This window comes from Archangium lipolyticum, assembly GCF_024623785.1.
Lineage (GTDB): Bacteria > Myxococcota > Myxococcia > Myxococcales > Myxococcaceae > Archangium > Archangium lipolyticum.
Map to the genome: position 1 here is coordinate 805,235 of NZ_JANKBZ010000001.1, position 15,266 is coordinate 820,500.

Annotated in this window: 15 protein-coding genes; 4 read left to right on the forward strand and 11 right to left on the reverse strand. The window is 70.1% G+C overall.

The window, feature by feature from the left end:
* Nucleotides 1-140 precede the first annotated feature (140 nt).
* Entirely contained in the window at nucleotides 141-929 is a 789-nt protein-coding gene (locus NR810_RS02930) for a DUF72 domain-containing protein (RefSeq protein ID WP_257447361.1), read from the forward strand.
* 76 nt (nucleotides 930-1,005) lie between these two features.
* Here the strand turns inward: NR810_RS02930 and lpdA are convergent, their stop codons facing one another.
* On the reverse strand, nucleotides 1,006-2,403 hold the full coding sequence (lpdA, locus tag NR810_RS02935; RefSeq protein ID WP_257447365.1) for a dihydrolipoyl dehydrogenase: 1,398 nt from the start codon (nucleotides 2,401-2,403) through the stop codon (nucleotides 1,006-1,008).
* A gap of 75 nt (nucleotides 2,404-2,478) precedes the next feature.
* Between lpdA and NR810_RS02940 the strand changes: the two genes are divergently transcribed.
* Genes NR810_RS02940 through NR810_RS02950 form a run of 3 tightly spaced genes read left to right on the forward strand, consistent with a single transcriptional unit; the run spans nucleotide 2,479 to nucleotide 6,400 of the window.
* Nucleotides 2,479-3,630 (forward strand): hypothetical protein, encoded by a 1,152-nt coding sequence (locus tag NR810_RS02940; RefSeq protein WP_257447368.1) that lies wholly within the window; start codon nucleotides 2,479-2,481, stop codon nucleotides 3,628-3,630.
* A gap of 45 nt (nucleotides 3,631-3,675) precedes the next feature.
* On the forward strand, nucleotides 3,676-4,485 hold the full coding sequence (locus tag NR810_RS02945) for a cupredoxin domain-containing protein (RefSeq protein WP_257447371.1): 810 nt from the start codon (nucleotides 3,676-3,678) through the stop codon (nucleotides 4,483-4,485).
* A gap of 19 nt (nucleotides 4,486-4,504) precedes the next feature.
* On the forward strand, nucleotides 4,505-6,400 hold the full coding sequence (locus tag NR810_RS02950) for a ribonuclease R family protein (RefSeq protein ID WP_257447374.1): 1,896 nt from the start codon (nucleotides 4,505-4,507) through the stop codon (nucleotides 6,398-6,400).
* A gap of 2 nt (nucleotides 6,401-6,402) precedes the next feature.
* Here the strand turns inward: NR810_RS02950 and NR810_RS02955 are convergent, their stop codons facing one another.
* The 10 genes from NR810_RS02955 to hisG are packed head-to-tail and all read right to left on the reverse strand — an operon-like array spanning nucleotide 6,403 to nucleotide 15,133.
* Nucleotides 6,403-7,935, reverse strand: coding sequence for a Ca2+-dependent phosphoinositide-specific phospholipase C (locus tag NR810_RS02955; RefSeq protein ID WP_257447378.1), 1,533 nt, complete (start codon nucleotides 7,933-7,935; stop codon nucleotides 6,403-6,405).
* Nucleotides 7,936-7,959: 24 nt separating this feature from the next.
* The gene (gene hisIE, locus NR810_RS02960; protein WP_257447768.1) at nucleotides 7,960-8,574 is read right to left on the reverse strand and encodes a bifunctional phosphoribosyl-AMP cyclohydrolase/phosphoribosyl-ATP diphosphatase HisIE; all 615 of its coding nucleotides are present in this window, start codon (nucleotides 8,572-8,574) and stop codon (nucleotides 7,960-7,962) included.
* Entirely contained in the window at nucleotides 8,574-9,350 is a 777-nt protein-coding gene (gene hisN, locus NR810_RS02965; RefSeq protein ID WP_257447380.1) for a histidinol-phosphatase, read from the reverse strand. Before hisN ends, hisIE begins: the two co-directional genes overlap by 1 nt.
* The gene (gene hisF, locus NR810_RS02970) at nucleotides 9,351-10,109 is read right to left on the reverse strand and encodes an imidazole glycerol phosphate synthase subunit HisF (RefSeq protein WP_257447382.1); all 759 of its coding nucleotides are present in this window, start codon (nucleotides 10,107-10,109) and stop codon (nucleotides 9,351-9,353) included.
* A 1-nt stretch (nucleotide 10,110) separates the two neighbouring features.
* Entirely contained in the window at nucleotides 10,111-10,647 is a 537-nt protein-coding gene (locus tag NR810_RS02975) for an imidazoleglycerol-phosphate dehydratase (RefSeq protein ID WP_257447385.1), read from the reverse strand.
* On the reverse strand, nucleotides 10,644-11,357 hold the full coding sequence (locus NR810_RS02980) for a 1-(5-phosphoribosyl)-5-[(5-phosphoribosylamino)methylideneamino]imidazole-4-carboxamide isomerase (RefSeq protein ID WP_257447388.1): 714 nt from the start codon (nucleotides 11,355-11,357) through the stop codon (nucleotides 10,644-10,646). Before NR810_RS02980 ends, NR810_RS02975 begins: the two co-directional genes overlap by 4 nt.
* Complete coding sequence (gene hisH / locus NR810_RS02985) at nucleotides 11,354-11,947, reverse strand: imidazole glycerol phosphate synthase subunit HisH (RefSeq protein ID WP_257447390.1); 594 nt, start codon at nucleotides 11,945-11,947, stop codon at nucleotides 11,354-11,356. The genes NR810_RS02980 and hisH overlap by 4 nt, the downstream gene beginning before the upstream one ends.
* Entirely contained in the window at nucleotides 11,944-12,984 is a 1,041-nt protein-coding gene (locus NR810_RS02990; protein ID WP_257447393.1) for a pyridoxal phosphate-dependent aminotransferase, read from the reverse strand. Before NR810_RS02990 ends, hisH begins: the two co-directional genes overlap by 4 nt.
* A complete protein-coding gene (hisD, locus tag NR810_RS02995) occupies nucleotides 12,981-14,282 on the reverse strand; it encodes a histidinol dehydrogenase (protein ID WP_257447396.1) in 1,302 nt (433 codons plus the stop codon). The genes NR810_RS02990 and hisD overlap by 4 nt, the downstream gene beginning before the upstream one ends.
* Complete coding sequence (hisG, locus tag NR810_RS03000) at nucleotides 14,279-15,133, reverse strand: ATP phosphoribosyltransferase (protein ID WP_257447399.1); 855 nt, start codon at nucleotides 15,131-15,133, stop codon at nucleotides 14,279-14,281. The genes hisD and hisG overlap by 4 nt, the downstream gene beginning before the upstream one ends.
* Nucleotides 15,134-15,266: the final 133 nt, after the last annotated feature.

Consider the following 15,266-nt stretch of genomic DNA (forward strand, 5'->3'; position numbering starts at 1 on the left):
CCCTCGGAGGGCAGCGCCAGCGCGAGCAGAGGAGCGGGAACCCTTCCCAGGGGGTGTAAGCGGATCTTGCCCGAAGGATGAGCAACCCCTGGGGCCAGGGGTCGGCTCCCTGGAGAGGCCGGAGTGCCCATCCTTGGGGCATGAGGGCCATCCACCTGGGGACGAGTGGCTACGTCTACAAGCACTGGAAGGGACTCTTCTACCCACCCAAGCTGCCAGCCAGCCGCTGGCTCCCCTACTTCGCCCAGGTATTCGCGACGGTGGAGCTGAACGCCCCCTTCTACCGGTTGCCCACGGCGGACGCGGTGGACGGGTGGCGGGAGCAGACCCCCGCGGGCTTCCGCTTCGCCTGCAAGGGCAGCCGCTACCTGACACACATGAAGCGGCTGACGGACGTGGGCGAGGGCCTGGAGCGCTACTTCAGCGTCATCCTCCGCCTGGGCCCGAAGCTGGGTCCGGTGCTGTGGCAGCTCCCGCCGCACATGAAGAAACCGGATCCGGAGCGGGTGGATCGCTTCCTTTCCGCCCTGCCCCGCGACGTCCAGTACGTCTTCGAGTTCCGCGACGCGGCCTGGTACCACGAGGAGGTGCTGGAGGTGCTCGATCGCTGGGGGGTAGCGGTGTGCGAGCACGACCTGGTGCCAGTCCCCCCACCGCGCTTCACGGGAGACTTCCGCTACCTGCGCTTCCACGGGTCGGGCTCACGCTATGCCGGGCGCTATGGCCGGGAAGCACTCTGGCCGGTGGCCTGCGAGCTGGACACGTGGAGACGCAAGGGGCGAACGGCCTGGGTCTACTTCAACAACGATCTGCACGGGCACGCGCTGCTGGACGCGTTCGATCTGGCGGAGCTGCTGGGGCGGGTGCCAGTCCACCCGCCGCCGGACATGCGAAGGCCGTCCGAGACAGAAGAGTCCCGAACGGCCTGAACTCCCCCCTCCCCCTCTCCCTCTGGGAGAGGGACGGGGTGAGGGTATCTGAACCCACCGGATGACCGGCCGTGGCTCAGATGTGGATCGGGTGACCCAGGGTGGCCTCGGCGCCCTCCTTCATGATCTCGGAGAGGGTCGGGTGGGCGTGCATGGTGTGCGCGAGCTCCTCGGTGGTGATCTCCAGGCGCATGGCGACGCAGGCCTCGGCGAGGAGCTCGGTGGCGTGGGGGCCCACGAGGTGGACACCGAGCACCTCGTCATACTTCTTGTCGGAGATGACCTTGATCATGCCGATGGCCTCGTTGGAGATGGAGGCCTTGGTGACGGCGGAGAACGGGAAGATGGCGCTCTTCACGTCGTAGCCGCGCTCCTTGGCCTTCTTCTCGGTGAGGCCGACGGAGGCCACCTCGGGGTAGCAGTAGGTGGCGGAGGGGGTGAGGTCGTAGTTGATGGGAGCGGGGTTCTTGCCGGCGATGTGCTCGACGGCGAGGACGCACTCGGCGCTGGCCACGTGGGCGAGCATCGGCGTGGGGATCACGTCACCGATCGCGTACACGTTCGGCTCGGTGGTGCGCATCATGGTGTCGGTCTTGATGAAACCGCGGTCGGGCTTGATGGAGGTGAACTGAAGCCCGATGTCCTCGGTGACGGGAGCGCGGCCCACGGCGGACAGGACGAGCTCGGCCTCGATGGTGCGGGTCTCGCTGCCGACGGTCATGGTCAGCTTCACGCCGTTGGCGGTGTTCTCGACCTTCTCCACCTTGGCACCGGTGTGGAGATCGATCTTCCGGCGCTTGAAGTGCCGCTCCAGCTCCTTGGAGGCGTCGATGTCCTCGATGGGGAGCAGGTTGGGCATGTACTCCACGATGGAGACCTGGGTGCCCATGTGGTTGAAGACGGAGGCGAACTCGCAGCCCACGGCGCCGGCGCCGATGACGATCAGGCTCTTGGGAATGCGGTCGATCTCCAGGATGGAGTCGCTGTTGAGGACGCGCTTGTGGTCCACGACGATGTTGGGCAGCGACTTGGGCACCGAGCCGGTGGCGATGATGATGTTCTTGGTGTCCAGCGTCTGCTTGCCACCGGCCTCGAGGGCGACCTCGACCTTGCCCTTGCCGGCGATGCGGCCGTGACCCTTGAACACGGTCACCTTGTTCTTCTTCATCAGGAAGTCGATGCCGTTGGCACCCTTGGTGACCACCTTCTGCTTGTGCTCCTGGACCTTGGCCCAGTTGACCACCGGAGCCGGCACCTCGATACCGAAGTCCGCGGCCTCACGGATGTGATGGAGCAGCGCGGCGGACCAGAGGAGGGACTTGGTGGGGATGCAGCCGCGGTGGAGGCACGTGCCACCCAGGCGCTTGTCCTTCTCGATGAGAGCCGTCTTCAGCCCGAGCTGCGCGGCTCGGATGGCACCGACGTACCCGCCAGGGCCCGAACCGATGATGACCACGTCGAAAGTCTCAGCCACGAACGCCTCCGGAGTGGATGTACCCGCGCGGCGCTGATAACCACCCATCCCGGCCGGAATCAAGGAGTTTGCACCGTGCGACGCTTTCCGCTCCGAACGCTGCTGCTGATGGCGCTGGCCCTGGCGGCCTTCGCGCGCCTCTACTACCTCACCCATGTAAACGGGCGTCAGGCCGAGAGCCCCACCCCCGCCCCAGCGAAAGCGGACGAGCGGGCCATCGACGTGACGCCTCGTGGCCCCGAGGCAGGCCCCACCCCGGGCGCCCAGGCCTGCCGCACCCTGGATCGCTCCCTGGAGGGCGCGGTGCGAGCGCCCTCGGACCCGGCCGCCCTCGCCACGGCGCGGCAACAGCTCGACGCCTGCGCCCAGCCTCCCGCACGCGCTTGTGAGCTGGGAGCGGCCCTGGATGCTCGCTCCCCGCTCGACGCGGGGACGACGCCCCTGCGGGACTTGCTGGCGGCCCTGTGCCAACGCTGCCCAGCCGGAACCAATCCCTGTGCGGGTTCCGTCACACGGGCAGTGCTGGGGCTGAACGCCGGGATTGCGACCCATGCGGCCACCATGCGCTGGAACCTGGAGCACGCCGGGCCGGGGACCCCGACCGCCTGCGCCGAGGTGACTCGCTCCCTGCTGGCACCGGCGGCCGTGGCCAGGGACATGCTGACGGCCGCGCAGAAGGAGCTGCTCGGGCAGCTGGCGCCCACCTGCTCGCGGGCGGAGCAGTTCCCCGCGAACGTGCTGCACGCGGCCGTGGTGCAGGGCCACGTGCCCGCGCTGGGGCAGCTCGTCCAGGCGAATCCGTCTGGGGAGAGCGCCGTGCTGAAGCCCTCCCGGACCACAGGCCCCCAGGGCGGAGAGAAGGCCTTCGATGGACAGGAGGCCACGAGCGCGGAGCTCACGGCGGCCCCTCAGGCGCCGCGATGGGAGAAGGACGGTGCGCTGAGCGCGGTGTTCGATCCACCCGTTCGCCAGTTGACGGCCCTGCGTGTGCGAGCCAGTGGCGCGGGGACCCTGCGCGCCGTCGTCCGCACCGAGGGAGACCTGGGGCTGAGCGATCCGGACACGAACATGAGCTTCGTCCTTCCAGTGGCCTGCCGCTTCCATGGCACCGGACAGTGGGAGACCTGCGCGCTGCCAGTGCCACTGCTGGACGTGGAGGCGCTCAGCGTGTTCCCCGACAAGGGCAAGCTCGCGCTGAGCGAGGTGGAGGCACGCGGAACGCGCTGAACAGGGAGCAACGGAACGGCCGGGTGGACATCGAAGCGGCCACCCATGCGAATCCACCTGCTCGCACTGACCCTGATGGCCACCCCGGCCCTGGCTGAAAGCCCGTTGACGGCGCTCGTCGCCGAATATGAAACGGGGCCGGCGTACATCTTCCAGAACGACGGGCGCTACGGTCCGACCGGCACCCAGTACGACGCCGACGAGCTCAACCAGAAGGCCAATCTGTATCGGACCCAACGGATCGCGCTCGAGGCGCGGCTGGGAGAGCGCCACGGCATCATCCTGCTGTACGCGCCGTTCGACATCACCACGCGCGCGACGCTGTCCAGGGACATCGACTTCCGAGGGACGGTGTTCCCGGCGGGCACGGCGGTGGACAGCCGCTACCTGTTCGACGGGTACCGGGCCAGCTACCTCTTCCGGCTCATCAACGGCGAGCGCTTCTCCTGGGACATCGGGGCGAGCGTGCAGATCCGCAACGCGCTGGTGGACCTGAGCGCGGTGGACGGCTCGCGCTACGTGAAGGAGAGCGACATCGGCGTGGTGGGCGCGCTGAAGACGCGGCTGCGCTACGAGCTGCCCTCGCGGGTCTGGGCGGGACTCGAGGCCGACGCACTGTCCACCTTCGGACTGCTGGGCAACACCACGGGCGGCATCTACGACGTGGCGCTGACGTTGGGCATTCCATTGAACACGAAGGGTGACGTGAGCGCCTACGCGCGGCTGCGGCTGCTCGGGGGTGGCGCGGACGTGAAGCGCCGGGACATCTACAACTGGGGCAACTTCGGCTTCGCGGTCGTGGGCGTGCAGGCCGACCTGGTGTCGCTGGTCGAGCGCGGCCTCTCCAAGCAGTGAGGTAGCATACGGGCGCTCCATGGATACGCCCGCTCCCTCGCGCACCGTCACCGGCCGCATCGACGTCCACCCTCGCGGCTATGGCTTCCTCGTCGTGCACCCCTCCGGCGCCGACGAGGTGCTCTCCGCCTTCATCCCACCGCCCGAGCTCAACCCCTATCTCGCCGACGACATCGTCTCCGCGACCGTGACGGCCTCGGCCGACGGGCGCTGGACCGCGAGCGGGCTGTCCCTCCTCAACCGCCCGCGCCAGGAGGTCTACGGCGAGGTGGTGACGCGCAAGGGCGCGGCACACCTGCGCATCGATCGCGACGTGGCCAATGGTGACTGGCCGCTGGAGGCCGCTGGCGTCGAGGTGCAGCACGAGGACGCCCTGGTGGCTCGCATCGCCGATGGCAAGGCCTGGCTCCTGCGCAAGCTGGAGCCGGGTGCGGACCGCTCGCTGGAGCGCATCATCGTGCGCCACGGGCTGCGCCGCGACTTCGACCCGGAAGCACTGGCCGAGGTGCAGCGCGTCCTCTCCACCCCCCATGCACTCGGAGCCCGGAGGGATCTGCGCCAGGTGCCCACCGTCACGGTGGACTCGCCCTCGACGCGCGTCATCGACGACGCCATCTCCGTGCTGCCCGCGGGTGGAGATGGGGCGCTGCGTCTGTTCGTCTCCATCGCGGACGCCGCGGAGCTCGTCCCCGAGGGCTCGGCGCTGGACCGCGCGGCGCGCGAACGGGCCACCAGCGTGTACCTCGCCGGCGCCATGCTGCCGATGCTCCCCGAGGAGCTGTCGACGAACTGGCTCAGCCTGGTACCCGGCGAGGAGCGGCTGTGCCTCACGGTGGAGTTGCGCATCGACCCGGAGGGGCACGTCACCGCCATGGACGTGTACGAGAGCCTCATCCGCTCCTGGGCGAAGCTCAACTACGCCGAGGTCGCGGACTACCTCGACAAGGACGAGGTGTCCGAGCCGATGGCGGCGGTGCGCGAGGCGATGCCGTGGTTCCGCGCGGCGGCGGCGCGGCTGGCGGTGGCTCGGGCGGGGCGCGGTGGCATCGAGATGGCGCGCGAGGAGGCACGCTTCACCTTCGACGAGGAGACGGGCGAGGTCTCCGGCATCGAGGCCGTGCGGCCCACGACGGCGCACACCCTGGTCGAGCGCTTCATGGTGGCCGCCAACGAGGCCATCGCGGGATGGCTCATCGACCGGGGCGTCCCCGCCCTCCTCCGCGTCCAGGACGAGCCGGATCCGCAGCGCGTGGCCGATCTGTCCGCCTTCGCCCAACACTCGGGCTTCGCGGCGGGCTTCGGCCGCAGACTCACCCCGCTGGCGCTCGCCGCGTTCGACCGGCAGATCGCCGGCTGCGCCGCGGAGGCCGCGCTGCGCTCGGTGCTGCGACGCTCGCTGGGCCCCTCGCGCTACACCGTGGTGCCCGCCATGCACTTCGGGCTCGCGGCGCGCGCCTACTCGCACTTCACCTCGCCCATCCGGCGGTACGCGGACCTCTCCGTCCACCGCGCCCTCAAACAGTACCTGCGGGGCCGGCGCGACTTCGTGCACGAGGACCCCGCCGTCGAGCAGCTCGCGGTGCACCTCAACGAGCGCTCCCGGACCGCCCACCGCGCCGAGAAGGATCGCCACCGCGTGCTGGAGGCCCGGATCATGGCCGCGTACGTGGGCCGGGAGCTCATGGGCCGCATCACCCGGGTGAAGCCCTTCGGCCTGCTCGTCCAGCTCGACGGCATGCTGGTGGAGGGCTACCTCCCGGCGGACACGCTGCCCGAGGGGCCCTATCAGCCCGATCCCCGGGAGACATCACTCGTGGGACCCGCGCGCACCTTCACCATCGGCATGCCGCTGAAGGTGCGCGTGGCCGCGACCGACGAACAGCACGGCCGCATCGAGCTCGCGCTCGCCGGGTGAGGTCAGAACACCCCGTCGAAGAGCCGCCAGCTGCTCACGCCACCGCCCACCGCCGCCTTGGAGGGGAAGGAGGCCTGGCGGTACTGGGTCGAGTTCCGCTTCACGTCGCCGAAGAGGAGCTTCACCCGGCCGCTGTCATGCGAGCTGGCCGCCAGGCCCTGGTGGCCCAGCAGACCGGAGAAGCACCTGCTGCCAATCAGCTTCCACGCCGAGGCGTTCTGCGAGGCGTACCCCCACGCGCACGTCTGCGACCCGTCGTACTGCACCGTGAGGCGGAGGAAGGTGATGCTCTCCTGGTCGACGGTGTCCGCCGGAACGATGTCCACCTCGGCCGAGGACGTGGAGCCGCCCGTGCTCGTGCGGTACTGGAGGCGCGGCTTGTTTTCGTCCGCCGGGCGGCATACCGCGAAGTAGCGCGCATTGGACGCCGTGCTCTCGCGGGCCATCAGGCACCCCTTGGCCCACACCTCCACATGGCTGTTGGGCGTGTTCACCGCCGCCGTCCAGGTGGTCGTCGTCACCGCGCCGTTGTACTCGGAGGCGAACAGGAAGCTGTCGCTGCTGCCCCAGATGTCTCCGGAGTCCACCTCGGCGCCGATGACATTCACGGCCTCCTGGTAGCCGCCGCACGGCCAGGAGCCGAAGCACCCGAAGGGCCACCCCAGGGTGTTGTGCGTCACCGCCCACCCGTCCTGGTGGTAGCTCACCTTGTCCGTGGCGATGTGATTGGCCATCGCCAACACCGCCCGGCTCCACGACGCCGAGTCGTTCACGCCCCACACCCGGCTGACGAAGCCCGCCTGGTGCACGCTGGAGGCCAGGGAGGAGTTGCCGTTCTGGATGTTGAAGACCACGGCATGGCTCCTCGTGCCAATCGCCGAGGTGCTCGAGAGGTCGGGCGCGACGAAGGCCACGCGGCTGGTGGCCGTGGAGCCGTTGGACACGTAGGTGTTGAGCTTGCTGGTGGACGAGGACACGTCCCCGCCGGTGAGGGCGATGATGAACCTGCCCCTGAGCGCCGTGGTGGAGGGCCAGCCACAGGCGCCCGTCACCGCCGCCTGCAGGCTCGTGGCACCCGGGCAGGCCGCCATCACATCCGAGGGCTTGAAGAGCCAGGACGCGGGCAGGTGTGCGGTGATGCGGTTGTCCAGGTCCTGCGGCATGCGGCCGGACTCGAAGCCGTCCTTGAGATCCACCCAGACCGTCACCACCTCATGGCCGGGGTTGGCGAGGTGGAAGGCGCGCAGCTCGTCCAGGCAGTCGGAGAGCCGGTGGCACGTGGTTCCAGGGTCGACGACGTCCGCATGGTAGACGAACCAGTTGCCCGTCACCTTGGACCAGTTGCTCTTGCCATTGTGGATGTCGAACTCGAGCGAGCGGACGCGGTGGTACACGAGCTGATCGAGCAGGGCCTCGTGGCGCTGGTAGGAGTTGTGCGACGACTTCTGCCGCACCTCGTTGTACGCGGGCTGGGCCAGCGCGGGCACTCCGACTACCGCCAACACCCCGCAAACGATCTTCAGCCAGGCCTTCATGGGCTCTCTCCTGAGACGTGGAGACTATCCCTTCGAGGGACGGGCCCGGCGCGCGAGCACGTCCTTCACGTCCTCCAGCGTCACGCCCAACGGACGTACCGCCACGAGCAGGTGGTAGAGCACGTCCGCGGCCTCTTCCACGGCGCGTGCCTTGTCCCCGTCCGCGCACGCCGTCACCAGCTCCGCCGCCTCCTCGCCGATCTTCTTCAGCCGCAGGTTCCGGTCGTCCAGAAGCCGCCGCGTGTAGCTCGGCTTCTCTCCCGGCTCCGGGACCTTCGCCGCCCGCTGGGCAATGGTCTTGTCCAGTTCCACGAGCGCGTCCACCGGCCCGATGTCGAAGCAGGTCTCCGCGCCCGTGTGGCACGCCGGACCGGCCTTCTCCACCCGCGCCAGCACCGCGTCTCCGTCACAGTCCGCCGTCAGCGACACCACGCGCTGCACGTTCCCGCTCGTGCCGCCCTTGTGCCACAGCCCGCGCGTGCGCGAGCGGTAATACATCTCGCCCGTCTCCAGCGTCTTCTCCAACGCCTCGCGGTCCGCGAACGCCACCATCAGCAGGTCGCCCGTGCTCGCGTCCTGCGTCACCACCGTCACCAGCCCGTTGCCCTTGGCGAAATCCAGCTTCGACAGATCCAACATCATGCCCTCTTCGTCGCGCCCAACATCTCGCGCACCTGGCGCGCGAGCGCCGCGTTCGTCGCAATGGCGTTGCCACCGAACGAGGTCCTCGTCCCCGTCCAGTCCGTGAAAACGCCTCCCGCCTCCTCGATGATGGGCTGAAGCGCGGCCGCGTCCCAGGGCGACAGCTCCTCGTCGATCATCACCTCCGCCCGCCCCGTGGCCAGCAGCAGGTAGCCGTAGCAGTCACCCCACGTCCGCGCCAGGTAGGCCTTCGCCGTCACCTCGCGCCACTTCACCCCGCGATCCGGATACACCCGGAAACGCTCGTCCGTGGCCAGTACCAGCGACCTGGACAGCTCCGCCTGCTCCGACACCCGCGCCCGCTTCCCGTTCCACCAGCACCCCTGCCCCGGCGCCGCCACCAGCATGTCTCCCACGGGCGGGAAGTACGCCGCGCCCGCGAGCACGCGCTCGCCCTCCGTGAGCGCCACCAGCGTGCCCCACAACGGCACGCCATGGATGAACGACTTCGTGCCGTCGATCGGATCCAGGATCCACCGGCGCTTCGCCCCGGGCCGCGTCTCGCCGAACTCCTCCCCGAGGATGCCATCCTCGGGGAAGCGGGACTCGATCCACTCGCGCGCCGTCGTCTCCGCGGTCCGGTCCGCCACCGTCACCGGCGTGCCGTCCCCCTTCATGTCCACCTTGACGCCCTTGCGGAAGAAGTCGAGCGCCACGTCTCCCGACCTGCGCGCTACTTCCTCCACCGCCTGCATCAACGACTGCGCGTCCATTCAGAGGCTCCTGATGCCGAGGCCGCTCTCGCGGAGCAGCGATTTGATCGCCCCGACCGTGGTGACGCCATCGTGGAGGATGCCCGCCACCAGCGCCGCGTCCGCCCTGCCCTCCTTCAACGCGGCCCGGACATGCTCCGCGTTGCCCGCACCACCCGAGGCGATGACCGGGACGTCCACCTGTTCGGCGATCGCCCGCGTCAGCTCCAGGTCATACCCCGAACGGGCTCCGTCCCTGTCAATGCTGGTGAGCAGGATTTCACCTGCTCCACGTTTCACGCACTCGCGCGCCCAGGTCACCGCGTCCAGGTCCGTGGCCCGCTTGCCACCATGGGTGTACACGCGCCACTTGTCCCCATCGCGCTTGGCGTCGATGCTGGCCACCACGCACTGGGCTCCGAAGCGCTCGGCGCACTCGGTGAGCACCTCGGGCCGGGCCACCGCCGCCGAGTTGATGCTCACCTTGTCCGCGCCCGCCCGCAGCGCCCGGCCCACGTCGTCCGCCGTGCGCACACCGCCGCCCACCGTCAGCGGGATGAACAGCCGCTCCGCCGTGCGCTGCACCAGGTCCCACAGCGTCGCGCGCTCCTCGTTGCTCGCGGAGATGTCGAGGAAGGTCACCTCGTCGGCGCCCGCCTCCTCGTAGCGCATGGCCAGCTCGACCGGGTCTCCCACGTCCCGCAGGCCCTCGAACTGGACGCCCTTCACCACGCGCCCACCCTTCACATCCAGACAGACGATCAGTCGCCGCGTGAGCATCTCACTTCACCTCCAGGGCGACCGCGCCCTTCGTGCTGAAGACCACTCCCGAGTCCACCATCGCGTCCCGCAGCGCCATGCCGAGCGCCTTGAAGGCCGCCTCCGTCACGTGGTGGCTGTCCTTGCCGCGCAGGATGCGCAGGTGCAGCGTCACCCGCGCGTGCTCGCAGAACGAGCGCATCACGTGCTCGTACAGCTTGCTGCGCAGCGGACCCCGGTAATAGAAGCGCCCGCCCACGTCGATGCAGGCCTGCACGAGCGCGTCGTCCATGGGAATGGTGCGCTCGCCATAGCGAGCCGCGGTGGCCGGAATCACCTTCTGCACCGCCGCGCCCAGGGTGATGGCCACGTCCTCCATGAGGTGGTGCCGGAGGTCGCCCCGCGCGTGCAGCGTCAGGTCCAGGCCCGCGTAGCGCGCGAAGGTGGACAGCATGTGATCGAAGAAGGGCAGGCCCGTGTCCACCTTGGCGGTGCCCTTGCCCAGGGCGATCTCCACCGTGACCTTGGTCTCCTTCGTCTCCCGAACGATGGTCGTCATGCGAACTCCCGCGCCACTTCGGCCGCGTCCAGCTTGCCCGTGTACAGCGCCATGCCAATGACCGCGCCGAAGGCCCCCACCCGCCCGAGGGCCCGCAGATCCTCCAGCGTCGTCACACCGCCCGAGGCCAGTAGCGGGTGACGGCTCGAGCGGGCCACCTCCTCCATCAGCGGCAGGTCCACGCCCTCCATCTGCCCCTCCTTGTGCACCGCCGTCACCAGCAGGCCACCCAGGGGCAGGGGCTCCAGGGTGCGCAGCACCTGGGCGATGTCCCGGGAGCTGCCCGCCGTCCAGCCGCGCGTCACCACCTCCCGGCCCTTCACGTCCGCGGCCACCACGACCCGGCCCGGGAAGCGCTCGGCCAGCTCGCGCAACCACTCCGCGTCCTCGATGGCCTTCGTGCCCACCACCACGTAGGAGGCACCCAGTGCGAGCAGCGCCTCCGCCTTGGACGTGCTCCGCACGCCGCCGCCCACCGAGAAGGCCAGTCCCTGCTCGTGGCCCAGCAGCGCCCCGATGGGGCCCTCGTTGGAGCCCTTACCCAGCGCGGCGTCCAGATCCACCACGTGGAAGCTCTTGAAGCCGTACGAGCGCCAGCGCTTCAGCGCGTCCAGCGGATCCTTCACCCGCACCCGCTCGTCGGCGTACGAGCCGCCCACCAGTTGCACGCAGGCGCCCTCGCGCAGGTCGATGGCAGGAATGGCGATCACTTGCGCACCTCCTCGAGGAAGGCCTGAAGGAAACGCACGCCCGCCGCCGAGCTCTTCTCCGGGTGGAACTGCAGACCGAGCACCTTCCCGCGCCGCACCGACGCCGGGAAGCGGTCCTCCTCGTGCGTCGTCCAGCCCACCACCACGCCGGGCTCCTCGGCGCGGCAGACGTAGCTGTGCGCGTAGTAGACGGTGTCCAGCTTCGCGCTCCGCAGCGCGGTGTCCTCCTCCACCGAGTTCCACCCGATGTGAGGCACGTGCCGGGCGCGCAGCTTCGTCACCCGGCCGCGGAAGAGGCCCAGTCCCTGGCCCCCGCCCTCGTCGCTCGTGTCGAACATCAGCTGCATGCCCAGACAGATGCCGAGGCACGGCAGGCCGTCCAGCACCGCGCGCCGCATCTGCTCGCGTCCCGGAGCCAGCCGGGCCGCCGCCGCGCCGAAGGCACCCACTCCCGGCAGCACCAGCACGTCCGTGTCCAGCGCCCGCAGCGGATCCTCCCGCACGCGCACCTCCACGTCCGGTGCCGTGGCCAGGGCCTTGGCCAGCGAGTGCAGGTTGCCTGCTCCATAGTCGAAAAGCGTCACTCTCACCGCAGAGCCTCCCGCAGCGCTCCGAGCGCCGCCTCCATCATGGTCCACGGGCCGCATCCGATCCGGAGCGCGTCCCCGATTCCCGTCAGTCCCTGGAACGCCCGCACGTTCACGTCCCGCTGCCGCATCCGCTCCGCCACCGCGGGCGCGCCAGCCACCGGCACCAGCACGAAGTTGCCTCCGGACGGCAGGGGCTTCAGCCCCAGCTTCCCGAGCTCCGTCTCCAGCCGCTCCCGGATGGCCAGGGACTCCGCCGCCCGAGCCTTCATCCACTCCACGTCCTGCGTCAGCGCCACGACGGCCAGCCGCTCGGACAAGCCCGTGACCTTGTACGGGCCCCGGGCCTTCTCCACCTCGGTCACCAGCGTGGGGTTGCCCACCGCGTAGCCCACCCGCATGCCCGCCAGGCCGAACGCCTTGGACAGGGTGCGAGTCACCAGCACGTTGGGCCGCGTGCGTGCCAGGTCCAGGAAGCTCTCCCGGGCGAACTCGGCGTAGGCCTCGTCGATCAGCACGACGCCGGGCGCGTTGTCCACCAGGCGCTCCATCGAGGCCCGGGGGATGACCGTGCCCGTGGGGTTGTTGGGCGTGCAGACGTAGATGAGCTTCGCCCGGGTGGCCAGCAGGCCGTCCACGTCGATGTCGTAGTCCGGCCGCAGCGGCACCGGCACGGCCCGCAGGGCGTTCACCTTCGAGAGGTAGGGCACCATCACGAAGGTGGGCTCCTGGAAGGCCAGGGGATCCCCCGGCTCCAGGAAGGCCCGGAGGGTGCTGTCGATGACGTCATCCGAGCCGCACCCGGTGGTGACCTGCGAGGGCTCCATGCCCGTGTACGAGGCCACGGCCTGCCGGAGGTCCGGCGCATAGCCCGTGGGGTAGCGGCTGGCCAGGGAGGCCGTCGCCTCGCGCAGGGCGCGCTCGGCGGCCGGGGGCATGCCGAACAGGTTGGTGTTGTCGCTCAGGTCCACGCCGCACTTCACCTTGGAGGGCGAGTACAGGCGGATGTCCGCGAAGGACGCGCGCGAGGGCAGGCTCATGACTTCCTCCAGCCGCGGGCGGCATCCGCGTGGGCGAAGAGGCCCTCACTGTCGGCCAGCAGGCCCACGTCGTCGGCGAGCCGCGCCGCCGCGTCGCGCGTGACACGCTGGTACGTGGTCCACCGGTAGAAATCGAGCACGCTCAGCCCCGAGTACGCACGGGCCAGGCCGGCCGTGGGCAGCACGTGGTTGGCGCCCGTCATGTAGTCGCCGTACGCCACCGAGGCGAACTGGCCCACGAACACCGTGCCCGCGTTGCGCGCCTTGGGCAGGTCCGCCAGCGGCGACGTGGTGGCGATGAGCAGGTGCTCGGGAGCGAAGTCCGCCACGAAGGGCCAGGCCTCCTCCAGCGAGTCCACGCTCAGCACCGCGCCCCGGTCGCTCAGGGCGCGCGTGACGATCTCCTGACGCTTCGCCCGCGCCGCCGCCCGTCCCACCGCCGCGGCCACCGCCTCCGCGAACACATCGCCCACCGCCACCGTCACGCAGCAGGCGTCCGGATCGTGCTCGGCCTGGGCCAGCATCTCCCGCGCCACCGCCTCGGGGTCCGCCGAGCTGTCCGCGACCACGAGGATCTCACTCGGCCCCGCCGGCGCGTCGATGGCGACCGCGTCCACCACCTGCAGCTTGGCCGCGGCCACGTAGGCATTGCCGGGGCCGACGATGCGGTCCACCCGAGGCACGCTCTCGGTGCCATAGGCCATGGCCGCCACCGCCCCCGCTCCACCGAGGGCGAAGACGCGGTCCGCGCCCGCCAGCGCCGCCGCCGCCAGCACCCCCGCCGAGGGCCTGCCATCCGGGCCCGGCGGCGAGCAGACGATGACCTCGCCCACCCCGGCCACCTTCGCCGGCACCACGCCCATCAGCACGCTGCTCGGGTACACGGCGCGGCCACCCGGCGCGTACACGCCCACGCGCCCGAGTGGATCCGGCCGGCGTCCGACGATGATGCCCGGCTCCGTCTCCACCTCGGTGGCCTGGGGCTTCTGCGCCGCGTGGGCCTGGGTGATGTTGCGCGCCGCGCGGGCCAGTGCGTCCCGCAGCTTCGGCTCCAGCGAGGCCAGTGCCGCCTCGCACACCGAGCGCGGCACCTCCAGCGACTTCAGCTCCGCGCGATCGAACTCGCGCGCCATGTCGCGCAGGGCCTTGTCTCCGTCCCGGCGCACGCGGGAGAGGATGTCCGCGGTGCGCTGGGCGACCTGGGCGTCCGACCCGCCCGTGCGGTCCAGCAGACGACGGCGCGCCTCGGGGGCCAGTTCCTTCAGACGCCCCCGATACTTGAGGGTGGGGGCGTTCACGGCATCAGCCTCTCGATGCGGGTGACGAGGATGCCCTCGCAGCCAAGCGTCTTCAGGGCGGCGATGGTGCGGTAGATGCTCTTGGAGGGCACCACGGCGTGCACGGCCACGAAGTCACCGCCCTGCACATCCACCACGGTGGGGCCATTGAGGCCCGGCAGCACCTCGCGCACGTTGGGCAGCACGCGGCGCGGCACGTTGGCCATGAGGTAGCGCTTGCCCCGGGCCGCCAGCACCGAGCCCAGCGCCTGCCGCAGCTCCTCCAGCTGCGCCGCCGCCTCGGGCACGTGTCCCTTGCGAGCGATCAGCCGCGCGCTGGACTGGACCACCGTCGCCACCTCGCGCAGGCCGTTCATCTTCAGCGTGGAGCCCGTGGACGTCAGGTCCACGATGATGTCCGCGATGCCCAGGTGCGGAGCGATCTCCGTGGCGCCCGAGACCGGCACCACCATCACCTTCTGGCCGCGCTTCGTGAAGAACTCCTGCGTCAGCCGCGTGAAGGACGAGGCCACGCGCACCCCGTCCTGGATGTCCTCGAGCTTCTGGATGCCGCTCTCCTCGCGGGCGGCCACCACCAACCGGCACCTGCCGAACTCCAGGTCCATCAACAGCTCCAGCTCGCGGCCGGACTCACAGACCAGGTCCCATCCGGTGACGCCCGCGTCCGCCGCTCCATCCGCGACGAACTCGGGAATGTCCTGGGCACGCACGAAGATGGCCTCGAACTCTCCGCCGAGCGACGCGGTGAGGGCGCGCTCCCCTCGGACGCGCACCTCCAGACCGGCGTCGTTGAACAACTCGCGGACCTCTTCGGACAGACGGCCTTTGTTGGGCAGGGCGATTTTCAGCATCTGAGGACTCGGTAGGTGGCGGACGGGCGCGGAAACGAAAAAAGCCCGTCCTGGGTGGGACGGGCTTCCGTTCACTGCTGCGGTGCTTCGGGGGGCGTCTCTCTACGCGTTCACCCGGGCATGCGCATGGCGA